General features: G+C 45.6%; 28 protein-coding genes. 13 read left to right on the top strand and 15 right to left on the bottom strand.

Annotated elements, in window-relative coordinates; translation table 11 throughout:
• Positions 1-24: 24 nt before the first annotated feature.
• The 9 genes from PP178_RS06060 to PP178_RS06020 all read left to right on the top strand — a co-directional run bounded on the left by PP178_RS06060 (position 25) and on the right by PP178_RS06020 (position 5,843).
• Complete coding sequence (locus PP178_RS06060) at positions 25-903, top strand: cell division protein FtsX (protein WP_272593413.1); 879 nt, start codon at positions 25-27, stop codon at positions 901-903.
• Positions 904-912: 9 nt separating this feature from the next.
• A complete protein-coding gene (locus PP178_RS06055) occupies positions 913-1,176 on the top strand; it encodes a DUF3098 domain-containing protein (protein WP_272593412.1) in 264 nt (87 codons plus the stop codon).
• Positions 1,177-1,183: 7 nt separating this feature from the next.
• Positions 1,184-1,978: an undecaprenyl-diphosphate phosphatase gene (locus PP178_RS06050; RefSeq protein ID WP_272593411.1), complete on the top strand. Its 795-nt coding sequence runs from the start codon at positions 1,184-1,186 to the stop codon at positions 1,976-1,978.
• Positions 1,979-1,991: 13 nt separating this feature from the next.
• Positions 1,992-2,705: a tRNA pseudouridine(55) synthase TruB gene (gene truB, locus PP178_RS06045; RefSeq protein WP_272593410.1), complete on the top strand. Its 714-nt coding sequence runs from the start codon at positions 1,992-1,994 to the stop codon at positions 2,703-2,705.
• A gap of 73 nt (positions 2,706-2,778) precedes the next feature.
• Positions 2,779-3,507 (top strand): hypothetical protein, encoded by a 729-nt coding sequence (locus PP178_RS06040; protein WP_272593409.1) that lies wholly within the window; start codon positions 2,779-2,781, stop codon positions 3,505-3,507.
• A 101-nt stretch (positions 3,508-3,608) separates the two neighbouring features.
• Positions 3,609-3,959 (top strand): hypothetical protein, encoded by a 351-nt coding sequence (locus PP178_RS06035; RefSeq protein WP_272593407.1) that lies wholly within the window; start codon positions 3,609-3,611, stop codon positions 3,957-3,959.
• Positions 3,960-4,035: 76 nt separating this feature from the next.
• Complete coding sequence (locus PP178_RS06030) at positions 4,036-4,599, top strand: DNA-3-methyladenine glycosylase I (RefSeq protein ID WP_272593406.1); 564 nt, start codon at positions 4,036-4,038, stop codon at positions 4,597-4,599.
• Complete coding sequence (locus PP178_RS06025; protein WP_272593405.1) at positions 4,586-5,173, top strand: hypothetical protein; 588 nt, start codon at positions 4,586-4,588, stop codon at positions 5,171-5,173. The genes PP178_RS06030 and PP178_RS06025 overlap by 14 nt, the downstream gene beginning before the upstream one ends.
• Positions 5,154-5,843, top strand: a complete 690-nt coding sequence (locus PP178_RS06020; RefSeq protein WP_272593404.1) for a DUF2490 domain-containing protein — start codon at positions 5,154-5,156, stop codon at positions 5,841-5,843. Before PP178_RS06025 ends, PP178_RS06020 begins: the two co-directional genes overlap by 20 nt.
• On the opposite strand, the gene aat is transcribed toward PP178_RS06020, so the two are convergent.
• The 4 genes from aat to PP178_RS06000 form a co-directional block, all read right to left on the bottom strand.
• Positions 5,830-6,489, bottom strand: coding sequence for a leucyl/phenylalanyl-tRNA--protein transferase (aat, locus tag PP178_RS06015; RefSeq protein ID WP_336298519.1), 660 nt, complete (start codon positions 6,487-6,489; stop codon positions 5,830-5,832). The two genes, PP178_RS06020 and aat, sit on opposite strands and share 14 nt — an antisense overlap.
• 26 nt (positions 6,490-6,515) lie before the next feature.
• Entirely contained in the window at positions 6,516-7,892 is a 1,377-nt protein-coding gene (locus PP178_RS06010) for a short-chain fatty acid transporter (protein ID WP_272593403.1), read from the bottom strand.
• 63 nt (positions 7,893-7,955) lie between these two features.
• The gene (locus PP178_RS06005) at positions 7,956-8,333 is read right to left on the bottom strand and encodes a DUF3127 domain-containing protein (protein WP_272593402.1); all 378 of its coding nucleotides are present in this window, start codon (positions 8,331-8,333) and stop codon (positions 7,956-7,958) included.
• A gap of 3 nt (positions 8,334-8,336) precedes the next feature.
• Entirely contained in the window at positions 8,337-9,212 is an 876-nt protein-coding gene (locus PP178_RS06000; RefSeq protein WP_272593624.1) for a flavin reductase family protein, read from the bottom strand.
• Between the two features lie 118 nt (positions 9,213-9,330).
• Here PP178_RS06000 and PP178_RS05995 point away from each other — a divergent pair, with 118 nt between their 5' ends.
• Complete coding sequence (locus tag PP178_RS05995; protein ID WP_272593401.1) at positions 9,331-10,485, top strand: sensor histidine kinase; 1,155 nt, start codon at positions 9,331-9,333, stop codon at positions 10,483-10,485.
• Complete coding sequence (locus PP178_RS05990; protein WP_272593400.1) at positions 10,482-10,838, top strand: hypothetical protein; 357 nt, start codon at positions 10,482-10,484, stop codon at positions 10,836-10,838. The genes PP178_RS05995 and PP178_RS05990 overlap by 4 nt, the downstream gene beginning before the upstream one ends.
• A 4-nt stretch (positions 10,839-10,842) precedes the next feature.
• Here the strand turns inward: PP178_RS05990 and PP178_RS05985 are convergent, their stop codons facing one another.
• Together PP178_RS05985 and greA are read right to left on the bottom strand one after the other, a co-directional pair.
• Complete coding sequence (locus PP178_RS05985; RefSeq protein ID WP_272593399.1) at positions 10,843-11,235, bottom strand: HIT family protein; 393 nt, start codon at positions 11,233-11,235, stop codon at positions 10,843-10,845.
• Positions 11,236-11,343: 108 nt separating this feature from the next.
• Entirely contained in the window at positions 11,344-11,820 is a 477-nt protein-coding gene (greA, locus tag PP178_RS05980) for a transcription elongation factor GreA (protein WP_272593398.1), read from the bottom strand.
• A gap of 249 nt (positions 11,821-12,069) precedes the next feature.
• Here greA and PP178_RS05975 point away from each other — a divergent pair, with 249 nt between their 5' ends.
• On the top strand, positions 12,070-12,525 hold the full coding sequence (locus PP178_RS05975) for a hypothetical protein (protein WP_272593397.1): 456 nt from the start codon (positions 12,070-12,072) through the stop codon (positions 12,523-12,525).
• An 8-nt stretch (positions 12,526-12,533) separates the two neighbouring features.
• Here PP178_RS05975 and PP178_RS05970 read toward each other — a convergent pair whose 3' ends face one another.
• Positions 12,534-13,193 carry a hydrolase gene (locus tag PP178_RS05970; protein ID WP_272593396.1) on the bottom strand — a complete coding sequence of 220 codons (660 nt, stop codon included), beginning with the start codon at positions 13,191-13,193 and terminating at the stop codon, positions 12,534-12,536.
• Between the two features lie 81 nt (positions 13,194-13,274).
• The gene (locus PP178_RS05965) at positions 13,275-15,446 is read right to left on the bottom strand and encodes a TonB-dependent receptor (RefSeq protein ID WP_272593395.1); all 2,172 of its coding nucleotides are present in this window, start codon (positions 15,444-15,446) and stop codon (positions 13,275-13,277) included.
• 371 nt (positions 15,447-15,817) lie between these two features.
• Here PP178_RS05965 and PP178_RS05960 point away from each other — a divergent pair, with 371 nt between their 5' ends.
• A complete protein-coding gene (locus PP178_RS05960; protein ID WP_272593394.1) occupies positions 15,818-18,289 on the top strand; it encodes a hybrid sensor histidine kinase/response regulator in 2,472 nt (823 codons plus the stop codon).
• On the opposite strand, the gene PP178_RS05955 is transcribed toward PP178_RS05960, so the two are convergent.
• The 7 genes from PP178_RS05955 to PP178_RS05925 all read right to left on the bottom strand — a co-directional run bounded on the left by PP178_RS05955 (position 18,271) and on the right by PP178_RS05925 (position 24,041).
• Positions 18,271-19,620, bottom strand: a complete 1,350-nt coding sequence (locus PP178_RS05955; protein WP_272593393.1) for a sigma-54-dependent transcriptional regulator — start codon at positions 19,618-19,620, stop codon at positions 18,271-18,273. The two genes, PP178_RS05960 and PP178_RS05955, sit on opposite strands and share 19 nt — an antisense overlap.
• A 281-nt stretch (positions 19,621-19,901) precedes the next feature.
• On the bottom strand, positions 19,902-20,210 hold the full coding sequence (locus PP178_RS05950) for a hypothetical protein (protein ID WP_272593392.1): 309 nt from the start codon (positions 20,208-20,210) through the stop codon (positions 19,902-19,904).
• A gap of 355 nt (positions 20,211-20,565) precedes the next feature.
• Entirely contained in the window at positions 20,566-20,877 is a 312-nt protein-coding gene (locus tag PP178_RS05945; RefSeq protein WP_272593391.1) for a hypothetical protein, read from the bottom strand.
• Positions 20,878-21,102: 225 nt separating this feature from the next.
• Complete coding sequence (locus PP178_RS05940) at positions 21,103-22,644, bottom strand: DUF4301 family protein (protein ID WP_272593390.1); 1,542 nt, start codon at positions 22,642-22,644, stop codon at positions 21,103-21,105.
• Positions 22,641-23,204 (bottom strand): ATP-binding protein, encoded by a 564-nt coding sequence (locus PP178_RS05935; protein WP_272593389.1) that lies wholly within the window; start codon positions 23,202-23,204, stop codon positions 22,641-22,643. The genes PP178_RS05940 and PP178_RS05935 overlap by 4 nt, the downstream gene beginning before the upstream one ends.
• Positions 23,159-23,797, bottom strand: coding sequence for a nicotinamide riboside transporter PnuC (pnuC, locus tag PP178_RS05930; protein ID WP_272593388.1), 639 nt, complete (start codon positions 23,795-23,797; stop codon positions 23,159-23,161). The genes PP178_RS05935 and pnuC overlap by 46 nt, the downstream gene beginning before the upstream one ends.
• The gene (locus tag PP178_RS05925) at positions 23,781-24,041 is read right to left on the bottom strand and encodes a thiamine-binding protein (protein WP_272593387.1); all 261 of its coding nucleotides are present in this window, start codon (positions 24,039-24,041) and stop codon (positions 23,781-23,783) included. The genes pnuC and PP178_RS05925 overlap by 17 nt, the downstream gene beginning before the upstream one ends.
• Positions 24,042-24,050 lie beyond the last annotated feature (9 nt).

Below are 24,050 nucleotides of genomic sequence, written 5' to 3'. Positions count from 1 at the left end.
ATTTTTACGGCATTCATATGTCCCATGAGCAAAGCTTTTGAACGTTACCAGAAACGAAAATTAATATCCTCCTACTTTTCTGTAGTACTCAGCATCGGGCTTGTCCTTTTTTTGCTGGGAGCATTGGGTATCCTGGTATTGAATACCAAGAAACTCGCAGATCATTTTAAGGAACAGATCACGATCTCTGTCTTTTTAAAGGACAATACCAAGGAGGTAGAGGTGGAGCAATTGCAGAAAAGCCTCGCCCTGGCAGACTACACCCGCACGGCAACTTATGTTTCCAAAGAAGAAGCCGCGGCGGCTTATAGTGAAGAAATCGGTGAAGATTTTATGGAATTCCTGGGGGAAAACCCTTTAAAAAATTCGGTAGATATCACCCTGAAGGCAGATTTTGTCAGCACGGTTCAAATTGAAGAAATAGCTGCAGATCTTGGGGAGAAAGACTTTGTGGAAGAGGTGAGTTATGACCAGCCTTTGATCGCCCTGCTCACCGAAAATGTACAGCGGATAAGCTTCTGGATCCTGGTGGCCAGTGCCCTCTTTACAGGTATTGCCGTATTGCTGATCAACAGCTCTATCAGGCTCTCTATTTACTCCAAGAGGTTTATCATTAAAACCATGCAGATGGTAGGCGCTACAAAGATGTTTATTAGAAAACCATTTATATGGACCAACCTGCGCCTGGGAATGCTGGGTGCTGTATTAGCCTTGATTACCCTGGGAGCCTGCCTGTATTACCTGGACCTTAATTTCCCCGAGTTAGGACTTTTAAAGGACGAGGTTTTGCTTGGCAGCTTATTTATCGGGGTCTTCACCCTTGGGATACTGATCTCTTTTTTGAGCACATATTTTGCCACTCAGCGTTTCTTAAACCTGAGGACAGATGATTTATATTATTAAATTTGCAGCATGAGTAAGACAAACAAGAAAACGGCTGAAAAAAACCCAAAAAGGGAATTTATCTTCCAAAAGAAAAACTACATCTTTATGTTTGCCGGCATCGCATGTATTGCACTGGGCTACATTCTCATGAGTGGAGGCGGAAGTGATGACCCCAATGTTTTTAACCCGGAAATTTACAGCTTTGTCAGGATTCGCCTGGCCCCGACACTTGTTCTCATAGGCCTGGGTATAGAAATCTATGCCATTCTTCTTAATCCTCACAAAAAATAAGTAGTAATTGGAACTAATAGATGCTATCATCCTTGGGATTATCCAGGGTCTCACCGAATTTTTGCCCGTTTCTTCAAGCGGTCATCTCGAAATCGGGAAAGCCTTACTGGGAGATAACTCAGTCCCGGAAGACAGCCTGCTGTTTACCGTGGTTGTACATTTTGCCACAGCCCTAAGCACCCTGGTGGTATTCCGTAAAGATGTCTGGGAGATCATCCACGGCCTGTTACAGTTCCGTTGGAATGAGCAGACGCAGTTCTCCCTGAAAATTATCATCTCCATGATTCCCGCCGTATTTATCGGGCTGGTTTTTGAAACCCAGTTAGAAGCTCTATTCGGGGGCAATATTGTCCTGGTAGGATTCATGCTCTGGGTTACCGCATTACTTCTGTACCTGGCCGACAGGGCGAAAGACACCGGTAAACCGGTTAGTTTCCGAAATTCCCTGGTGATCGGGATATCGCAGGCAATCGCCATGCTTCCCGGTGTCTCCAGGAGTGGAGCCACCATCTCTACCTCCGTTTTATTGGGCATTGACAAGACCAGGGCTGCAAGATTTTCATTCCTTATGGTAGTCCCGCTGATCTTCGGTAAAATAGCCAAAGATCTTTTCAGCGGGGAACTCACTTACCAGGGAGGACAATCCATGGTCATGGCGGCAGGTTTCCTGGCTGCCTTCATTTCCGGGATGATCGCTTGTACCTGGATGATCAGGCTGGTCCGCAACAGTAAGCTGACTTACTTTGCCGTGTATTGCCTTATCGTAGGAAGCCTGGCCCTCGGGTACGGCCTGCTCACCTAAAAAAAAGAACCACATGAACCCTGACTCTAAAGAAACTTTCCTGGACGGACAGATTTTGCTTATTGATAAACCCTTGGGATGGTCTTCATTCCAGGCCGTGAATGCTGTAAAATGGGCTATCAGGCGTAAGTTCCAGCTTAAAAAGATAAAAGTAGGTCATGCCGGCACCCTGGATCCCCTGGCTACCGGCCTGCTGATCATCTGCACCGGTAAGGCCACGAAGAAAATAGAGGGACTACAGGGGCAAGTCAAGGAGTATACCGGTACGATCACCCTGGGCGGGACCACGCCCTCATATGACCTGGAAACCGAAGTAGACCAGGAATATCCCATAGATCACATCACTGGAGAAGCTATTGAGAAGGCCACAGCCCACTTTACCGGGGAAATAGCACAGAAGCCACCGGTCTTTTCCGCCCTGAAAAAAGATGGTAAACGGCTGTATGAATTTGCTCGCGAGGGAAAAGAAGTGGAGATCAAAAAACGCCTGATCACTATAAATACTTTCGAGATAACGAAAATCAATTTACCGGAAGTAGATTTCAGGGTTGTCTGCAGCAAAGGCACTTATATCAGGTCACTGGCCCATGATTTTGGACAATATTTGGGCTCCGGCGGGTATTTATCCCGGCTGCGGAGAACCAAAATAGGGGAATTTAACGTAAATAATGCGTTGACCCCCGAGGAATTCAGGGAATTACTGCTCCCAGAAGCATCGAATAACTGATTACCACCCCTCCTTGTAAAGCTCCGAGCGTCAGCAAAATATAATATTTTGTAAAAAAAAAGGTTATAGGTTTATGCACCTGAATCGACCACAGCTTGCTTTTATCATTACCGCACTTACGCTGGGAATACTGATATTGACACTTTTCAATATCCATCTCGGCGCTGAGCAGGAAGAGGAATATGTGATAGAAATGAGCCTGGCTGATGAGGACCTTGAAAAAATGCTGGAAGAAGAGGAGCAGCAAATGGAGGAAATGGAGCAGTCAGACCCCATTGAATCCCATATGGCTTTTAACGAGACTGCTAAACCCAGCATGGGTAACCCGGAACCACTAAAAACGCTAGAAGAGCTGCTTGAAGAACGGACAGAATTATCCGAGGAAGGCGAAGAAGGTGAATATAATGAACCCGATTCTAATTTTTCTGATGGCCTAAAAGAGCTGGCCAGGAAGCGCGAGGAACGCCTGCAACAACTTGGGGAAAAAGATGCCCAGAAAAAAGAATACACCAATAATCTTGCAAAGAGACGCACCTCTGTTTCCTTTTCCCTGGTAGATCGTACCAGTTACAGGTTACCACCCCCCATCTATACCTGCATAGAAGGAGGAACAGTGGTGATCAATATCGATGTTGACAGCAATGGCTATGTGACTGCGGCCGACTATAACGCTAAAAGTTCTAATACCAGTAATGGCTGTCTCGTAGACAACGCCATCACTTACGCCTTACGTGCCCGTTTCAACCCGGATTCCAAATCCTCCCAGATAGGCACCATCACTTACATCTTCCAGAGCAAGTAGCAGTAACTTACCACTATTTTTTTCTGTCATATTTCTTATTTTTGTAACCAGTAATTTGCCTGATTTTCCGTAAATTATATGGAACCAAAATTATATTAAAGATGAAAAAAGGAATTATACTTCTATCAATGCTCCTCACCGGTGTTTTCGCACTTCAAGCCCAGGATACGTCAGTGAATGTAGGAGACGAATTTACCATTCAGCAGCCCGAAGGCAACCAGTTTAACCACCTGGATTTTCCAAGGCCGAATTTCCTGATCAAGCAGGGAATACTTCCGGATTATAAAAGCCTGGCCGGGATACGCGTAGTAGTAGCGGATGTGAGTACCGATAAAGAGGGACACCAGGTTGCTACCCTACAGCCGGTAAACCGGAAACAGTATTTCAGGCATTACAGGGAAGTAACCGCCCATGTGGACAGAGCCCTTCAATCCGGAGAATTGAACCGTTAGGAGAAAGCTTTGTTTTAAATCTCGTTCACCAGCGTCATAGCGTTTTTTATTCCATCCGAAGTAATTAAATTTAGGCATGGAATTAAAACGCTGCGGCTGGTGCGAAGGAGATGCGCTGTATGAAGAATATCACGACCGGGAATGGGGAGTACCGGTACGGGACGACTCCACTATGTTCGAATTTCTCATTCTGGAAACCTTCCAGGCAGGACTTAGCTGGATTACTATTCTGAAGAAGCGCGAGAATTTCCGGAAGGCTTTTGACAATTTTGATTATCACAAAATTGCGGCTTACGGCCCATCAAAGATCGAAGCTTTGATGGAGGACCCGGGGATTATCAGGAACCGGCTTAAGATCAATGCTACTGTTTCTAATGCACAGGCATTTATCAAAGTGCAGCAAGAGCATGGCAGCTTCTGTGATTACATCTGGAGTTATGTGGACCATAGGCCTATAAAAAATGCCCTGGCCCATCATAAGGATGCCCCGGCCACAACCGCCTTATCTGAAGCGCTTAGTAAGGACCTTAAAAAGAAGGGATTTAAATTTGTAGGACCAACCGTAGTCTATGCCCATATGCAGGCCACCGGTATGGTCAATGATCACCAGGTAGATTGTTTCCGTTATGACCAAGTTTAGAATTTTATGTCTCCTGCTCTTACTGTTGTTCTCTTACAGTGGCAATTCACAGTACAAGCGCGAATCCGAAAGACGTATTAAGCCCTCCCTGTTTCCTGAAAATGCACTGGAGTTGATCGCGCCGCAATTAACAGATGTTAAACGCCTGCGATATTACCGGGAACAGGATAGTACTAAGGTTAGTTATGAACTGAAGTTTAAAAAAGGCAGGATGTTTTATAGTGTTGAATTCAGTGAGGATGGTCAATTAGAGGACATCGAGATACTGGTAAAAGAAGTGGATATACCCGGGGATTCCTGGGAGACCATGCAGCGGTATTTTAAAGACAATTTCACGAAATTCAGAATAAAGAAGATACAACAGCAGTACCCACTCCTTCCAGGCAGCACACCTCAAAAAACCATCAGGAATGCTTTTCAGAACCTACTGATCCCGGAGCTGAATTATGAAATGGTCATCTCTGCGAAACAAGAAAGGACTTACAACGAATATGAAATTCTTTTTGATGCCTCGGGAAATTTTATCTCTATAAGAACCTCAATCCCTGCTTCATATGCCCACATCATTTACTAATGGCCTGCTGCTGATCTTACTTCTTTGCGGTATGATTACCTCCAAGGCCCAAGAAAATCTCCGGGGATTCTGGGAACCCGAAGTGGAGGTCAATTACGACCTGGGGAAGGGATACTCGCATAATTTTGCATTAGCTACACGACTTTATACTTATGATGACAACAGGCTTACATTCCGAACAAGACAATTAGAATTAGGGCATTTTTCCGGCTTCAGTATCCGAGGTAACCAAAGCCTTGCCTTAGGTGTTATGTACCGATGGCGCGAATCCTTTGAGCCGGATGAAAACAATGAACTAAGAGTAACCGAGCAATATAATATCACTCGGACTTACAGGCGTTACCGGCTGGGACATCGTTTCCGGTTAGAACAGCGAATACAAAATCCGTATACTGTACATCGTATGCGTTACCGCCTGGCCCTGGACGCACCTCTGCAGGGCGAAATACTAAATGCCGGAGAAACCTACCTGGTCTTAAACACGGAAAGCTTACTGAGTCTCGGAAAATCACTTGATCCGGAATACGAACAGCGACTGGAGATCATACTAGGGTGGCACCTGGAGAAAGGACTTAATTTTGAAACAGGACTGGAATACAGGTTGGATGATTATACACAGCGCGCCCAACACCTCATATTTATTAATAACTCCTTGTCTATTTCCTTTTGAGGTATTTTAAATATTCTTCCCTGGGGATTTCTCTTGCCCCCAGGCTCTCAAGATGACTGGTGTACACCTGGCAATCTATTAGCTCAATGCCGTTTTCCCGGCAATCCCTGACCAGTTGCACCAAAGCTACTTTAGAAGCATCACTCGCTGTACTGAACATACTCTCACCACAGAACACCTTACCGAGCTGCAAACCATAAAGTCCGCCTACAAGCTCTTTTTCCTTCCACACTTCGTAAGACACCGCAATACCCCTCTGATGTAATTCGATATACGCCTCCTGCATACCGGAAGTGATCCAGGTACCGCCTTGGCCGGGCCTGGGGACCGCTGCACATTGTTGAATAATATCGGCAAAACTCCGGTTACGGCTCACGGTGTAGAGATTCTTCTTCAGCGTGCGCTTCAGGCTCTTGGAAATTTTTAATTCCCCGGGGAACAGTACCATCCTGGGATCAGGACTCCACCACAGGATCAGGGAATCTTCGTTGAACCAAGGGAATATCCCATTGCGATAGGCCAGCAATAAGCGGTCTGCAGACAGGTCTCCCCCAACGGCCAGGAGGCCTTCGGAATTCGCTTTCTCAACGGGCGGAAAAACCAAGGCTTCAGTCAGGAAGGCTATGGAATTTGGTGAATGGTTCACGAAAATAGCTTTTGTACAAATTTAGGCTAAAATAGCAGTAAGCCCGTAAGGTAGATAACAGAGCCAAGTATCATGAAGATCAAAGTATAAGGAAGGATCTGACTAGCCTTGAGCCTGGTAATGGCCAGTAAAGGCAAGGCCCAGAAGGGTTGCAACATATTGGTTACCTGGTCCCCATAGGCCAGTGCCATGATTGCTTTGGGTAAGGGAACCCCGAGCTGCCAGGCCGATTCCAGGACCAGCGGGCCCTGTACTGCCCATTGCCCGCCTCCACTGGGAACAAAAATATTGACGAGTCCGGCACTGAAAAAAGTCAGCACTGGAAGGGTCGTACTATTGGCTACAGAAGCAAAGAAATCCGATATATCACCGATCATCCCACTTCCGGCCATAATACCCATAATTCCAAAATACAAAGGAAACTGTATCAATATCCCGGCGGTGTCACCTATTGCCGATTCCACCGCCTTCCCAAACTTTGCCAGGCTTCCATGAAGTAACAAAGCCAGTCCCAGCATAAAGAAATTGAGCATGTTAGGGGTTATATTCAGCGCTGAGAGGAATGAAGTGTACTGCAGGCAGAAGACAGCGAGGATAAGCAAGCCAAAAACAGCGGCAAGCCAGGGGGAACGGTCCAGTTTTTCCGATCCCATTGCTTTTGTTTCCTGCTCCTGCTCCATAGAGAGTGCCGGCAAAGCTGTTTTGGCGGTATGCGTACTTCGTCCCAGGTAAAATGCCATACCCGAAATTGCGACCACAACCGTTGCGAAGATCAGCAGGTTAGCCGGGCTGAACACGGTCAGGGAGGTAGGGATGCTTCCCGGGAGCACAGACAGTAATTCCTGGTTACCGGATAGCTGCATCAGTTCATTAATATGGCCTTCCTCCGAGGCTTTAATGGGGGCAGAACCACTAATCCCCCCGTGCCAGACCATTAATCCCAGGTATCCACAAGCGCCTACCAGCGGGTAGTTGATCGGTATACCTTCTTCTTGTGCATACTGACCTACTTTCCGGGCGAGGAGAGCACCAAAAATGAGTCCCAGTCCCCAATTAAAAAAAGAGATCAGCATAGTGGGCAGGGCCACCAGTATAGCTGCGCTTGCAGGGCTGCTAACTAAGCCCGTGATCTTGTGAATGAGTCTGGCTACCGGCTTGCTCAGCACAAGGACATGGCCAAGCACCAGGATAAGCATCATCTGGTATGCGAATACCAGCAAACCGTTATTCCATATACCGGATTCCCAATGTGAAAGTATAGATCCCAAGTGCGACCCCGATTCCGGCGCATCTGTAGTGATCCAGGCAAGCAGTATAGTAAAAAGGGTCAGTAGTACGGCTATGGTAAAAGGGGAAGGCAAGTACCTCCTGAAAACCGTTTCTATGCCCCTGGTAAGCTTCATATAATAGTGAGAGATCCGGCTATAACCATTGGATAAGGCCGGACCATCTCCATGTATTTTAACTTAGAACGGAAGATCATCGTGATCTTCTTCGTTCAGGTCGTCTGCCGGTTCAAAGGCTTCCATAGGTGGCACAGGTGGGATACTTCCGCCAGCTGCATCGGCTTGTACGCCTTCTATCCGCCAACCCTGGATGGAGTTAAAGTATTTTACCTCGCCCTGTGGGTTAGTCCATTCACGACCCCTGAGGTTAATACTGATCTTTACAGGCTGCCCCGGCTTAAAGTTGTTAAGCAGGTCTGTCTTGTCTTGTACAAATTCGACCATAATGGTCTGGGGGTACTGTTCATCGGTAGTCACTACTACTTCGCGCTTACGAAAACCGTTATTTCCAAAAGTTTTGGTTTCCCCGATTAATTTGATCGTTCCTTCTAATTCCATCTTCTAATTGTTTGCCAACAGTACTTTCCAGGCAGAAAGCATGTCATTATTATTTAAATATTCTTGTGCCATTCTGAACCTTTTTTCGTCATCACCGGCACGGATGATTTCCTTGAGTTCTTCTTTTTCCGCAACAAATGCTATCACTTCTTCTTCCGCGGGTAATTCTTCCACATTTCCCAGTTTCCCGAGATCGTTCCCAGTTAATAATTTACTGTTCCGAATCTTTTCCGGGATGGCGTCTATCCCTATTCCCAGGGTAGACAAGGGTTTGGGAACCTCGAACATCCCTTGATTAGCACGGCTATACCAGCTCCCCCCCATCCGGGCCACCTGGTCTATTTTATGCTGATCTATGCTTCCGTTCTCATCCAGGACAGACTTGTGCACATGCATCTTAACTACCTCCGAAAAAATGAGGTTACCAGCACCGCCTTCTTCCCCTAATGCTTCCACCTTAGTGACGCGACATTCGAATTGCACGGGCGACTCCGCAACTCGGAAAGGTTTTACTAAATCTGAGGGGAGCATGGTCAATCCAGCTTTTACAAATTCGTTCTCCCCTTCCGGGTATTCCGTACTGGAGAGCGACATCTGTTGCACCATATCGTAGTTCACAATATTGATGACCACTTCCTTAGTTTTCAGAACATTTTCCAGGGTGTGTTTTGTCGTATTATCACGTACCCTACGGGCTGGTGAAAAGATCATGACAGGCGGGTTAGCGCTGAAGACATTAAAAAAACTGAAAGGAGAGAGGTTAGGTCTTCCCTCGTTGTCTATCGTACTTGCAAACGCTATAGGCCTGGGCCCTACTGCCCCGAGCAGATACCCATGTAATTTGGGGGTTGCAACTTCTCCGGGGGTAATAGTAATCATCTCTTGCATAGGTGGCAAATGTACGTAATTTGTAGGCTATTTAAAACCGGATTGGCAGACGAAAACCGTCCCGGTCCCCCAATTTGGATTATCTTTAAATTCGCAAAGAACAGCCCTGATGAAATTCAGCCGACCCAGGAAAACTTCAAATATTTTTTTGCTGATCGCATCATTCGTGATCGTAAGCCTTATTCTATGGAACACGAACAGCTTCTTTAAGAAATTCAAGGAGGAAGAACGCTACAAAATGGAAATATGGGCTACCGCCCAATCCGAATTACTACAATCTTCTGAAGACAGGGACCTGGGGAACCTGCACGTAAAAATATTCCAGAACAACACCGCCACCCCTATGATCCTGGTGAACCAAGATGGATCTATAAAGACCAATAATATGGGGGAGGATGCCGTTGCGGACCCAGTTTTGGTCCAGGAACGGATAGAGCAATTTCAACAGGAGAACACCCCTATTTCTATTAATTATAAAGGAGAACACCTTGCTACGCTGTATTATGGCAATTCTGAAGTGCTGAATAAGCTGAAGTATTACCCAATTGCTTTACTGCTGATCATTTTCCTCTTCGGAGCGGTTATCTTTTTCTTTTTCAGGACCAATAAAGCATCGGAACAGAATAAACTATGGGCCGGGATGGCCAAAGAAACGGCTCACCAGATCGGTACACCCCTCACCTCCCTTCTCGGCTGGAACGAATTGCTGAGGGCAGAGAATATCAACCCGGAGATCACCAGGGAGATCGATAAGGATATCAGCAGGCTGCAAACCATCACCGAACGTTTTTCTAAAATTGGTAGTCTTCCTAAGCTAGAACGGGCTGATGTAGTAGAAGAAACAAGACAGGCCTTTGACTACCTGAAAATGCGAAGTTCCAAGCTTATCCATTTTTCATTTCATTCTAAAGTCGAAAATTTTCCCGTACTTTTGAACCGTTCTTTGTACCACTGGACCATAGAGAATTTGGTGAAGAATGGGATTGATGCCATGAAGGGAAAAGGTCATATCTCTATTGAAATTATCCCAGAAGGCAAATTTGTCCAAATCCTGGTCTCCGATACCGGTCACGGTATTGCGAAAGGAGATTACAGTTCTATCTTCACTCCCGGTTTTACGTCCAAGAAGCGCGGATGGGGCCTCGGACTCTCGCTGGTCAAGCGTATCGTTGAAGAATACCACCAAGGAAAGATCAAGGTGCTCACCTCGAGCAAGGAAGGCACTGTAATGCAGATCTCCTTAAAAACTTTAGGCTCATCATGATGAAGGAAAAACTGATCGTAATAAAAGAAGCCGACCTGACCAATAATTGTCCTGAATGTTTTGCACAGGACCTTCGGCTAACATTTTACCAGAAGGAGAGTTATGGCAAACTATTTCACCGCACAACCAAGAATCTCAGCCACGAGATACAATGCAAAAAATGCGGATCCGTAATCTACCCGGTACAATGGACCCAGGATATAGATCGTACCTTTGAATACTACAGGAAGCTGGTTACTCCTAACCGATCTTCTATCCGTTTCACCTTCCTATTCTATGCACTCGTATTATTGCTTATCGTCCTTGTCGGCGCAGGCACCTACATGTTTATCCAGGGCGGTTTCCCGGCTTAGAGTCCTAGCCCAGGGCTTCCCTGATCTTTTGGGCTATGGCTTCAAATTGGTCCTGCTCTAAGGAAACTTTATGTTGAAAAGTGGCATTCTGCATACTTTGTAAGGGAATAAGATGCACGTGTACGTGGGGAACTTCCAGGCCGATTACTGCCATACCAACCCGTTTGCAACTAATAGCTTTTTCCAGGGCCTTTCCTATTTTCCTGGAGAATGCCATTAAACCCATATAAGCCTCTTCGTCCATATCCATGATCTTATCCACCTCCTTTTTCGGTACACAGAGGGTGTGGCCTTCGGCATTGGGATTGATATCTAGAAACGCGAAGTAATTTTCGTCTTCTGCTATCTTATAGCAGGGGATCTCACCATTGATGATCTTTGTAAACAGGCTGGGCATTGCATTATCGATTTCTGGCCTCTGATCATGGGCCTGGTTAGACCATCTAAAATAAAAAATCCTTTGCTGAAAACAACAAAGGATGATATAACAAATTTCAGGAAAAGATTATTTCCTGCTAATCTCGAGGATATCAAATTTTAAGGTACCATTAGGCACTTGGATCTCGGCTACCTCTCCCACGCGCTTACCCAGTAACCCTTTACCGATTGGCGAGGTCACGGATATCTTTCCGGCCTTCAGGTCTGCTTCACTTTCGGATACCAGGGTATAGTTGAGTTCCATCCCGTTCTGCTGGTTCTTCAATTTTACCGTAGACAATACCAGCACTTTAGAGGTGTCTAACTGGGATTCATCGATTAACCTGGCATTAGCAACTACTTCTTCCAGCTTGGCTATCTTCAGCTCTAACAACCCCTGGGCTTCCTTGGCGGCATCGTATTCTGCATTCTCGGAAAGGTCACCTTTGTCCCTAGCCTCAGCAATGGCCTGCGAGGCCTTTGGCCTTTCTACATCCCTTAGGTGATTAAGTTCATCTTTCAGCTTCTGTAAGCCTTCTGCGGTATAATAAGAAACATTACTCATAACTAATTCATTTTCGGGAATCCCTTATTCGAAACCCCCATGATCACCCTGTTTCAACGTATAATTGGATGTCGTACTACTGACCGGCAAAAAGACGGTCTCCACACCAGGACACCTTTAATTTGGGCAAGTACCTCAACGCTTGCGGATTGGAAGTTGATACCTAGGTACCCTAATAGGAAAATCCCCTTTTTTCAAGAGGATTTAACGCAAATATACATAAATTTTGCTCACTTTTGTGCCACAACTATGAAATCGTTATCGCACATATCCGGCTGTCTATCAGCCCTTTTATTATTGCTTTCATTATCCTGTTCCAGTGATGGCACCAACCGAAATCCCTTCTTGCCCGAGGTTGGTTTTCGGTTTGACCTGAACACCAACCTGCCCTTATACAGCGCCCTGAATAATGATGGCAATTCTGTATTTATCAACACCCAGGGCGTAGGTATCAAAGGCGTATATGTCACTAATACAGGTTTTAGCACCTATCGGGCTTTTGAAGCTTCCTGTCCCAATCATTCCCCAAACGACTGCTCTACCCTGCAACAAGACGGGCAGGTGGTTACATGTGATTGTGATGACTTCCAGTACAGCTTATTCACCGGGCAGTTGCTCAGCAGGCCGGACGACGGAAACCGCTATTACGATATGCTGGAGTATCGCGCTACCCGGAGCGGGGATGTTATCCTGATTTCTAATTGAACCTAGGCTTATTCTGTCCTGTAGCGCTCCATGATCTCCCGGAAGAGGGTACCGGTGCTCGGAGGGGTGTAGGAAATGGCATTGGCCCCGGCTTCTATGGCTTTCATAATACTATCTTCGGTTTTTCCACCCGTGGCAATGATACTGATCTCCGGCGCTATATCCCTGATCTTTCTGATGATCTCGGGCGTATGCTCTGCTCCTGAAACATTGAGAATATCCACTCCTGCTGCGATCCGTCCACGAATATCATCCTTCAGGGAGACTACGGTGACAGTTACCGGTATATCAATGGTATCTTTTAATTTTTCAATAAGTTTATTTGGCGTGGGTTTGTTAAGCACCACTCCAAGAGCCCCCTGGAATTCGGCATGCTGGGCAAGCGCCAGGGATCTCTCCCCGGTGGTTACTCCCCCGCCTACTCCACAGAATATAGGTTTATCAGCCGCCAGTATCAGGGCTTGTGAGATGGTCGGCTGTGGTGTAAAAGGATATACAGCAATGATGGCATTGGCATTGGTATTCCTGATGATCGCCACATCCGTAGAGAATATGAAGGATTTCAGGACCTGGCCGAACACCAGTATCCCCGATGACTGCGAGATACATTCCGGCACCATGACAATATTATTTCGCAATTTACTACCAAAAGAAGGTGCATTTTTCATGACTGCCGTTTACTTCCATATACGAAAAAACCGCCCCCGGCAGCTATGTCCGGAAGCGGTTCTTTACATTACTAGTAAAAATCAGAATTGCACCGTAGCCCCCAGCAAGAAGTTAATCCCTGCCTGTGGATAGAAACCGACACCTTCTATGGTTGTAATCGTCCCCGGATTGGAGAAATCATCATCGTAGGTGAAGAAATATCCGTTGGAGACATACTGGGCATCAAAAATATTATTGACCAAGCCGCTTAACACCAGTTTCTTCAAAACGCTATCAAAATTAAAGGTATACTGAATGTTCAGATCAACAGTTCCATAGGCATCTAACACGGAAGCCTCGGAATCTATGTTGCCCATATACTGTTTCCCGACATATTTAGCGAGTACGGAAGCCCGGAAATTTTCACCGGGCATATAGGTGAGCACACTCCCGGCGACTACCCCCGGAGAGTAGGCAATCTTTGTGTCTCCAAGCTCTTGTAACTGTCCATCTCTCTGGAAAACAAAGTCCTTATTCCTGTTGATGCTCAGGGCCAGGTTGGGCCGCCACAGTAAGTTATCTGCCAATTGCAAACTGGCATCGATCTCCAGTCCTGAACGATAACTATCCCCTACATTTGCACGCAATGGTGCGCCTACATCATTCAGCTCTCCGGTGAGCACCAATTGATCCTTGTATTGCATATAATACAGATTTGTATTCAGGGTCAGGGAGGGGCTAACAAATCTCCACCCCAGTTCTAGGTCGTCCAATTGCTCCGGTCTTGGGTTGCCATTTTCATAATCATTCCTGTTGGGCTCCCTGTTGGCACGGGCGTATGAGAAATAAAAATTATTGTTGGCATTGAGGTCGTAGGTAAGACCCAGCTTGGGATTAAAGAAATTAAAAGTATCGTCGACCAGGCCGGTATCCTCACCATTAGCCTCGTAGGTCACACCGCGGTATTGCAGGTCCCCGTATACGCTCCAATGTTCATCAAACTCATAGGTGGCTTTGGCAAAGAAGTTAAAATCTGTTTTACGGGAATTATCGTCATAATAGCGATCCTGGTATTCTGTACTACCCGCGTATTCTGCCCAGATCACTTCGCCATAATGCAGCCCTTCGTAGATATGATACCCACTACCAAGAATAAGATCAAAACCTTCTTGTTGGTATTCTGCCGAAAACAATGCACCGTAGAAATCATTGTCCAGCCAGCGTCTCCTGATCAGGTCTGTGGTCATGATTTCTTCCCCATCAATCGTCGCTGGTGCTATACCATATGTAGCCAGGTCATCATCTTCCCTGAACTGTTCAAAATACCCTCTTCCACGGGTGAAGTGAAGCGAAAGGTTGGTCCGCCAGTTAGGAGAAAGGGTTTCGTTCCAGTGCAGTTGTGCATGGTCCTGTTTATAATTATCCACCTCGTTCTCATAGAACCTCAGCTGCCCGTTATCATCCGTATAGGCCCCTGCAGGATTAAAGGTCCTGTCAGTTTCCAGGGTCTGGGCATCTATGCCAAACCAGGACTGGTAGGTGATCTCATGTCCTCCAAAGAGTAACCCTTTAATCAGGGTATTCTCATCCAGGTATGCGGCTTGCAAAAAATAAGAATCCAGGTCTGCCCTTGCGCGGTCTATATAACCGTCAGAATTGATCCGCGACAGTCTCCCGGATACTTCCAGGTGATCATTTAATAAGCCGGTACTGAACTTAAAGGTATTCTTCAAGGTATTAAAGCTCCCTACAGAGGAAGATAACTGGGCGTAAGCTTCCCGTGAAACAGCATCGGTCAAAAGGTTCAGGCTGGCCCCGAAAGCTCCGGATCCGTTGGTCGAGGTCCCCACTCCTCTTTGTAACTGCAGGTTTTCTACGGAACTAGCAAAATCGGGCATGTTAACCCAAAAAGTTCCCTGGGACTCCGAGTCGTTGTAGGGAATTCCATTAATGGTGACATTTACCCGTGTAGCATCGCTTCCCCGGACGCGGATACCCGTGTACCCTATCCCGGCTCCTGCATCGGAGGTTGTAACCACTGCAGGCAGGTAATTCATCAGTATGGGTATATCCTGCCCCAGGTTACGCGGCTCTATTGCCTTTTTATCGAGGTTTGAAAAAGTAACCGGAGTTTCCTTGGTCACCCTGATGGCAGAAACGAGTACTTCGTCCAGTACGATCTCTACACTTTCTAAGGAATCCTTTTGCTTTTGCTGGGAATAAGTTCCTTGTGCGATGGTCATAAAGACCATCATCATCCACACTCTTTTCATTCGTGCTATTGTTTTAGACGAATAAAAGGGGCATTATTCTATTTTGGTTACAGATTAAAGTGCGGTTCTACCGCCACCCTTTCGGAAAGATGTTGCCATTTGGCAAGCCATCTCGGGCTTCGATCCCAGCCGGCATGCCGGGCCTGTGATTTTGGCCATCCCTTCGCGGCATTACCCGCGCAGGTTCATTGGGTATGATCTCAGCTTATCCTTTAATGCTTAGTGCACTTCCGGAGTTCGCACCCCTTTGAGATGCCGCAAAGATACATGCCCTACCCAGGTATTCATAGAAAATTTTAAAAAATAAATTGGATAGAGGACATCAATTAGCCCTCTATCCCCGTATTTACTTAGGAGAGATTTAATTAAGAATGGGAAACTCATCCAATAACCGGGTCACTTTCAAAATCATCATCAGCTACCTGGTGCTGGCCGTGCTGGCCCTTGTGGTGGGCTACCTCCTTTACGCGGAGGTGCGCACCTATTTTTCGGCAGAATCCACAGATAAAAGCGATAATAAACTATTAAGAACCAGCTCCCTGCTCACCAGGTTATACGAGGCTGAAAGCTTTTCCAGGCTCGCCTTACAAACCAAAACACGGGAAAATTTTGATATTTATAAACAGAATATCGATTCTATCTACGTGGAAATTGATTCCCTGAAGATCCTAACCCATAACGATTTTCAACACCAGCTTTTAGACAGTGTACAGGCCCTTTTACGCTTAAAGGTGGCCAACAGCAACGAGTTAAGCCGGTTAAAGGAAAAGAACAGGGCCGATAATTCTTTTGACAGTGCACTACAACAGTTCAATTCTTTAGAGGCTTCCCTGGGTAGAATTACCCCCGAGGCTCTGGCCCCGAACATCGATCAACTATCTCCCAAAGCCCAGCAGGTGATCAGGGATATGGCCAAATATCTCAATGAAAACATCCCGGAAGAAGGAGACCAGATAGACAGTCGCAAATTAGATTCGATCCTGCAGATTTCACGGCAACTACTGACCCAGGCAAAAAAGAAGGAATCGTTAAGCCAGAAATCACTGGCCGACAAGGAAAAAGAGATTGTCAGCAATGACCTGGAACTCTCCCAACAATTAAGGAGTATTATCGCGGCCATTGAACAGGAAATACTGATCAATTCTATTAACGACAACCAGAATAAGCAAACCTTGTTCAGGAGGAGTATGCGGGTAGCGGGAATTGCCGCCATGATGGGGTTGGTCATTGTCGCTATTTTCACCTTCCTGATCTACCGGGATTTCTGGAGGGTACACACCTATCGGCAAAAGCTTGAAAAAGAAAAGAAATACTCGGAATCTATCCTGAAAAGCCGGGAACAACTGATCGCTACCGTAAGCCACGATCTTCGCACGCCTCTCAACACTATCAGCGGCTATTCCGAATTGATGGAGCATTCCAGCCTGGACCGAAAACAAAAAAAACACCTGGCCCAGATTAAGTCGGCTTCTCTTTATGTAGAGCAACTGGTCAATGACCTGTTGGATTTTTCGCGACTGGAGGCCGGCAAAATTCACCTGGAGAAAGTACCGTTTATCCTGGCCAATTTAATCCATGAAACAGCAGACAACCTGCGAGCAGTTTACAAGGAGAAACAAGGTGTTGAGCTGCAGGTCAGCGTAGATACTCCCCTTGATTCGCCGGTTCTTGGAGACCCGTTCCGGATCAGGCAGATCATTACCAATCTTTTGGGTAATGCTTTTAAATTTACCGAGCAAGGGGAGATTAAGGTAAAAGCCACGGTAAAACAACAAAAAAGCAATCATCTGCAGGTATTGATAGAAGTTACCGACACAGGGATAGGGATAGAAAAGTCTAAACAAGACCTGATCTTTCGCGAATTTACCCAGGCCGAGGAAAAGACCGAGAAAAAATACGGGGGCTACGGGCTGGGCCTGACCATTTCTAAAAAATTAGCAGGATTACTCGGAGGATCGTTATCACTGAAAAGTGAATTAGGCAAAGGCAGTTCATTTTACCTGCAACTCCCCCTGGAGCTTACACAAAAAAAGGTGGAACAACGGGACGCAGCGGAAAAGAAGACTGTTTCCGAGAACTTTGGACTACTGATCGTCGACGATGATCTTTCCATGTTAAAGCTATTGAAAGAGCTTTGCCTGCAACTCAATATAAAAGCCCTGATCTATAATGATTTTAAAGAGATCCCCGAGGGCGATGAGCTTAAGTACAGGGCCGTACTCACCGATATACAGATGCCGGGCACAGACGGGTTTGAAGTCCTGGCATCGCTTAAAGAAGAGAGTTTTGCTCACTTCAGGGGTCAGCCGGTCATTGCGATGACAGGGAGAAGAGACCTGGAAGAGGGGCATTATCTACAGCAGGGATTTTCTGCGGTACTTCAAAAACCATTTTCCAAAGACCAGTTACTGCAGGTACTGGACAAACTTTTAAAACTTGATCTGAATACCGCGGATACCGTGAACAAAGCTGAAGCTAAAAAATCGCAATCTCCATATTACCAGTTAGACCTGTTGCAATCATTTCTCGGGGATAACCAGGAGGTAATCGATGATGTACTCATCACTTTTGTCCGGGACAGCCGTAGTAACTTAGATCTTTTATACCGGGCCTACAAAGAAGAAAAATTGTCCCTTGTGCGCGATACGGCTCACCGGATGCTCCCAATGTTTCGTCAACTTAGGATAGTTGATGTAATTCCAGGTTTGGAAAAATTAGAACAACCGGGCTTCTATAAGGATATATCGGAAATTCCGCCTGAGGAGTTAAAACGAATTACCGGCAAAATCGAGGAGGTCCTGGTCTATATGGAAGAACAATTGGCTCAGAGATCCAGGTTATAATGGTTGATCTTATTGTACAAAGTCTTACGGGTCACCTGTAATAATTTTGCCGCCTTTGTCTTGTTGAAGTTAGTCTTCTTTAAAGCATTGACGATGCGTTCCTTCTCAAAATCAGCTTTTGAAAAATCATCTATGCCCGCCACATCGTTCTTGGCCATCAGTACTTCCTGCGGCAAGGACTCCACCGCCACCTCATCGGTATTGGTCAGTAAAACGGCACGTTTGATCACATTTCGCAATTCTCGTAAGTTTCCCGGCCAGTGATAACGTTGAAATGCCTCTATAACCTCGTCTGAAAACCCCAGTACTTCCTTATCCAGGGCGTCATTGGCCTGGCGCAGGAAGGCATCGGCGAAGAGCAGAAGGTCTTCATAGCGTTCAGAGAGAGAAGGAATGGCAATGGAAAATTCGTTCAGCCTATGGTAGAGATCTTCCCGGAAATTTCCTTTTGCTACGGCCTGCCGCAAGTCTTCATTGGTAGCCGCAATGATGCGGACATTCACATCGATCTCCTTGGTACCGCCAACCCGTTTAATTTTACGTTCCTGTAGTGTTCTCAGCAACTGTATCTGGTGCTCGTAGGAGAGGTTACCCACCTCGTCCAGGAAAAGAGTTCCTTTGTTCGCGGCTTCAAAGTGACCTATTTTATCTTCAACGGCACCCGTAAAACTACCTTTAAGGTGACCAAAGAATTCGCTGGTCGCCAATTCTTTTGCAATAGCCCCGCAATCAACCGCAATAAAGTTCTCTTCCTTTCGCGGACTGTGATCATGGATGGCCTTGGCAGTGACTTCTTTACCGGTACCGCTCTCGCCTGTAATTAAAACCGACATATTAGTAGGCCCTACCAACTTAATGTATTCTAAAAGTTTACGGGAAGGTTCGCTCACTCCCTTAATGACACCCGGAGTCTCCCCGGTAGACTGCTTTTCTACGGTTCGGGGAGCTTGTTTTTTTACTTCTGCTTTCTGGCCTGCCTGTAGTGCATTAGAGATCACCATCAGCATTTCTTCAGGGGTAAAAGGTTTAGAGATATAATCGTAAGCGCCTTTTTTCATTGCAGATACAGCCGTTCCCACCTCTGCGTATCCTGTCATCACAATTACTTGGGTTGAGGGAGCAGTTTCCTTGATATGGCTCAACATTCGTATCCCGTCAAAATCGGGTAGCCTGAGGTCTGTGACCACCAGGTCAAAAACCTCTTTCTTCAGAGCTTCTTTGGCCTCGGGCGCGTTAAAAGTTATGATCACTTCATGGTCATGCCTGCCCAGGAAGCGTTGTAGCATCTGGCAAAATGCAGCGTCGTCTTCAATGATAAGAATTTTTGGCATGGCAAGGTTCTGTATACCTATGTACGCAAATGTACTACCGATTAGATGGCCAGAAGGGTGATTTATCGTAAAAGATGTGCGCTATAGCTATGAACATAAAAAAGTAACCCCGGGAGAATGTCCCGGGGTTACTAGGCCAGGCAGTCTTTACTGCCCTGGTAAGATAATTGGGGTGCCGTAGCACAGTAGAAAGAAAGGGGCCGATTCACCGAGCCCCTTTCTAACCAAACCAACTTGATACAAAACAAATAACTCGGTTTTAAATCAAACCAGAGTTATTTCTACTGCTCTAGCCAGTTACCTTGTTCGTCAGCATACAAAGTACCAGTGGTACCGTCTTGCAGAGATACTTCCAGTTTAAACTGGTTTTCCTCATTCTTGTATGCTTTATCGATAGTCGCAGTTGGGTAGTTTTTCTCTACTGCATCCGCTACTGCCTGAGGAACTTCTTCCACGGCGATTTCAGAATAATTATCCTGAGCAGTTGCTACTACTTCAGTTCCTTCTCCTTGAACGGATTGGGCATCCTGCTGTGCAAATGCGGTTAAACTACCTAGTGATAATACTGCTGCAAACATTAGCTTTTTCATATTGTGTGTTTTAAGATTAAACTTCATTATTAATTGAATTCCCTATACCTAATGCTATAATAATACCAAAATGAAATCAGCGCCCTGCTTTAGCTTAACTATCTGTTTTACAGTCAATTACGTAATTCCTTGTTTTTGTAACCACGTGTAATTGTGTGATCCCAGTGCACAAAGTGTGTAATTATTACACATTAAAAAAGGGGGGGGGAGAAGCGGCATAATCATAAAAGGAAAAGGCCAGTTATCGGGATATCACTAGAGGAGACCGACATACCATAAAAAGAAAAACCCCGGATTACCCGGGGCTCTACTAACTAATCAATATAATCTTTTGCGCTTCGCTATGAAGCCGGTATTACATGTCTAGCCAGTTACCTTCACTATCTGCATACAGTTCTGAGGTACTCCCATCTTCAAGAGTCACCTGCAATTTGTACTGCTCTTCTTCATTTACGAAGGCGTTATCAATTTCAGCGTTTGGGAAATCCCTAGTTAAAGCCTCGGAAATTGCAGCCGGTACTTCACTTAATTCGATCGCTGAAAAGTCGTCCTGAACTTCTGCAGTAGCAGCAACTTCAGTATCAACATTGATTTCTGCTTCAGTCTCCTGGGCGAAAGCTGTTAAACTTCCCAGAGACAATACGGTCATAAATAATATCTTTTTCATGTGTTCTGTTTTTAAAATTAAATTAATGTTTGTTTTGTAATCACTGATACATACGAAAATATAGTGCCAGTAAGATCTCGACATTGAAAATATAGTTTATTGACTGATTTACAGGCAGTTACGACACATGAGGCAATAAGGCTTATCGTTTACCATTGGGTAAAACACAAGAAAAGTGTGTAATACTTACACACTTTCCTGATGCTTATAAGATACCTGACTGGCTTAGCGCACCTGGTGGGCAGGTTTTAAAAGGTCGTTCACCGTTTTTACCGGGTTAAATGTCTCCAGGGCCACCTCGACAAAGATGGTGTTCCAAAATGCCATGGCTCCATTCCATAAACCGGGTAGTTCCAATGCTTTAAGCTTCTGGCCTTCTTTGGTCTTCTGCGTGATAAAAGCCAATTGTGAGTTCACGTAATTAGGAAGGTGAAATTTCTCCCCCCTGTGATTTTTAACAGAGCAGACCAGGTCTACAGGGTTAAAGTGGGTCGCATCCCTGAAGATGGAATGCTGCTTATCGTTTTTTGTGTCTACCTGGGCAGACTCGATGATCTGTAGCGATACATTGTTATGACCATCCCTGATCCAGAATGGTCCTCCCCCCGGTTCCCCTTCATTCTTCACCATTCCACAAACCCGGATAGGGCGATTGATCTTATCTCTAAGGATCTCTATTTGTTGTGCAGCGCTGTATCCCTGGAACTTATCGGTAAACCTGACATTCAGCTTCTTTTCCAGGAATTCCCTGATCTCCTGCAATTGCTCTCCATGCAGTTCTTCTTCCTGTAGCATTGCTGCATATTTAAAAGCCTTTTCCTGTACTTGTAACAACAGCCCCGCCAGGAGCTTCTTAGAGCGGATAACCTCGCCTACATGTTCCGGGACCACTACATTATCTATGTTCTTAATAAAGATGAGATCTGCTTCCTGTTCATCGAGATTCTCTATCAGCGCTCCATGCCCGCCCGGCCTGAACAGAATACTGCCATCTTCCTCCCTGAAGGGCTCATTCTCCATGGTTACGGCAATGGTATCAGTAGATGGTTTCTGGTAGGAGTAGCTTACGTTGAAAGAGGTCTGAGTCTGACCGGACAGCCTGTCCTTTACCGCGCTGAATTCATTATTGAACAACTCTCCGTGTTGTTCGGATATCGTAAAATGCAGGCTGGCGCTATTATCCTGGCTGGCGTAGGCAGCTCCTTCTTTCAGATGCTCCTCGAAGGGAGTGGCCAAATAATCCCTGTAATTATGAAAGGGCAATAGTCCTTTTGGATAAAATCCATAGTTCAGTTTATCTTCTTCAAGCATCTCTGCCACGAAAAGAAAGACCTCTTCGTCCTTAGAATTTACTTTTCCTTTTATCCGATTCCTGATCATGGTGTAAAATGGAAAATCAGTGATCCCATCTACAAATCTTTTCATCGCCTTATCACCGGTGCGTTCAAAATAATCATCCAGGGTTTCTTCATGAGGATCATAATCTGAAAGAAAATTGAACAATGACTTAAACATACGGGAGGCGGCCCCTGATGCCGGGACAAATTTCAGCAGCTCTTTCCCTTTTTTATTCTTCTCGAAATACTGAACGTATTCACTTTCTTCTGCCTCGCTAAGCTTAAGGATACCATCATTGACCACTGCAGCCTTTTCCAGTTCCACAAAGGGAATCCCGGCCTTAAACATATCTATTTGCTCACGGACCTTCTTTTCAGAAATTCCCCTTGCTTTAAATTGTTTCTGATCTTTTTCTGTGAATGTCGTCATGCTGCTAATAATTTATCTATATGGGCGATTGCGGCCTGTAAACGGGACGTTTCATCTCCTATTAAAGTAACGAAATTACGATTATATTTTTCAAGGGTTGACCTGAAATAATCAAACATTTGCTCTCTTTCATTCGGCTTGTCACGCAGATCGTCCTTCTCCCAGGGCACATCTATCCCGGTCAGAAAATATAGCTTGTAGTCGTTTTCCAGCGCATATTTTTCGAGCAAGGGATCGCAACTTCCCAAGTAGTAAGCTTCTGAATATACCTTGGTTTCCAAGAGGTCTGTATCACAGATCAGCAAACGGTCTGCCTGCTCTGCCAGAGTATTTTCCAGGCGCATCTGTCCGATGGCAATCGGGATCAGGTCATGGGGTTCGCAGGTTTTTTGTTCCCTCTCCCATTTCTCCTGCAGGTACTCCCTGGCGTATTCCGGAACCCAGGGTTCCTTATAATGATCAGCCAACTGCTTGGCCAGGGTAGTCTTCCCGGTCGATTCCGGTCCGAACAGCACTATCTTAATAAGGTCTGAGGGCTTTTGTTTAAGTCTTTCTTCCATGCTAGGTAACCAAAGATTGCAATCAGGGTGAACAGAAAATACTGTAGGGAAGTAAAGATAAGGCCTTTATACCAGTAGAGGGGGACAGAGATCAGGTCCCCGATGATCCAGTAGACCCAGTTCTCCAGTTTCTTCTTTGCCATCAGCCACATCCCGACGAAGAATATCGCCGTAGTCAGAGTATCCACGTATGCGGTCCAGGTATTAAAACGATCGAGCAGGAAATAGACCACCGTCACGAACAAAACAGCCCCAATAAAAAGTAAGACAGACCATTTTTTTTCTTTAGAGGTAGCGGTAGTTATGGGGATATAGTGAGTTTCATCTACTTTCCTGGTCCAGTTATACCAGCCGATGATGCTCATGCTAAAATAATAGGCATTGATCAGCATATCACCGATCAAACCAAAGATGGCCAGGATGTAAACGAAGATCGCAGTGCTGATGATGCCGGTCGGGAATACAAGGATATTCTCTCGCTTAGCATACCAAACACTGAGAAATCCGAAAAGTACCCCTATCATTTCCAGGATTACGAGGTAGGTATCTACGCCTTCATATTGCGCAAAGATCCAATCAGAAATGAGGCTCATAATCACTTCGGTCAGATTTGACGATCTTCATGTAGAGTAACCCTCTTTCCACTGCATCAAAAGCGATTTTGACTTCTTGCTGCAGTACCGCCATAACCTTATCATATTCCCCGTAAACCTGGGTGCTGAGGGGATTCTCCAGCACGGTAAGCCCGGATTCGCGGAGTTTCTTAATAAAGTTAATGATGGCTGGTTCGTATTCGTCCTGTAAAGGAGTAAGGGTAAGTTCTACGGATATATTCATAGTGCTTTA

The organism is Zeaxanthinibacter sp. PT1, from assembly GCF_028464225.1.
Lineage (GTDB): Bacteria > Bacteroidota > Bacteroidia > Flavobacteriales > Flavobacteriaceae > Zeaxanthinibacter.
The sequence above is the reverse complement of the archived record's forward strand: the minus strand, read 5'-3'. Positions and strand labels throughout refer to the sequence as shown.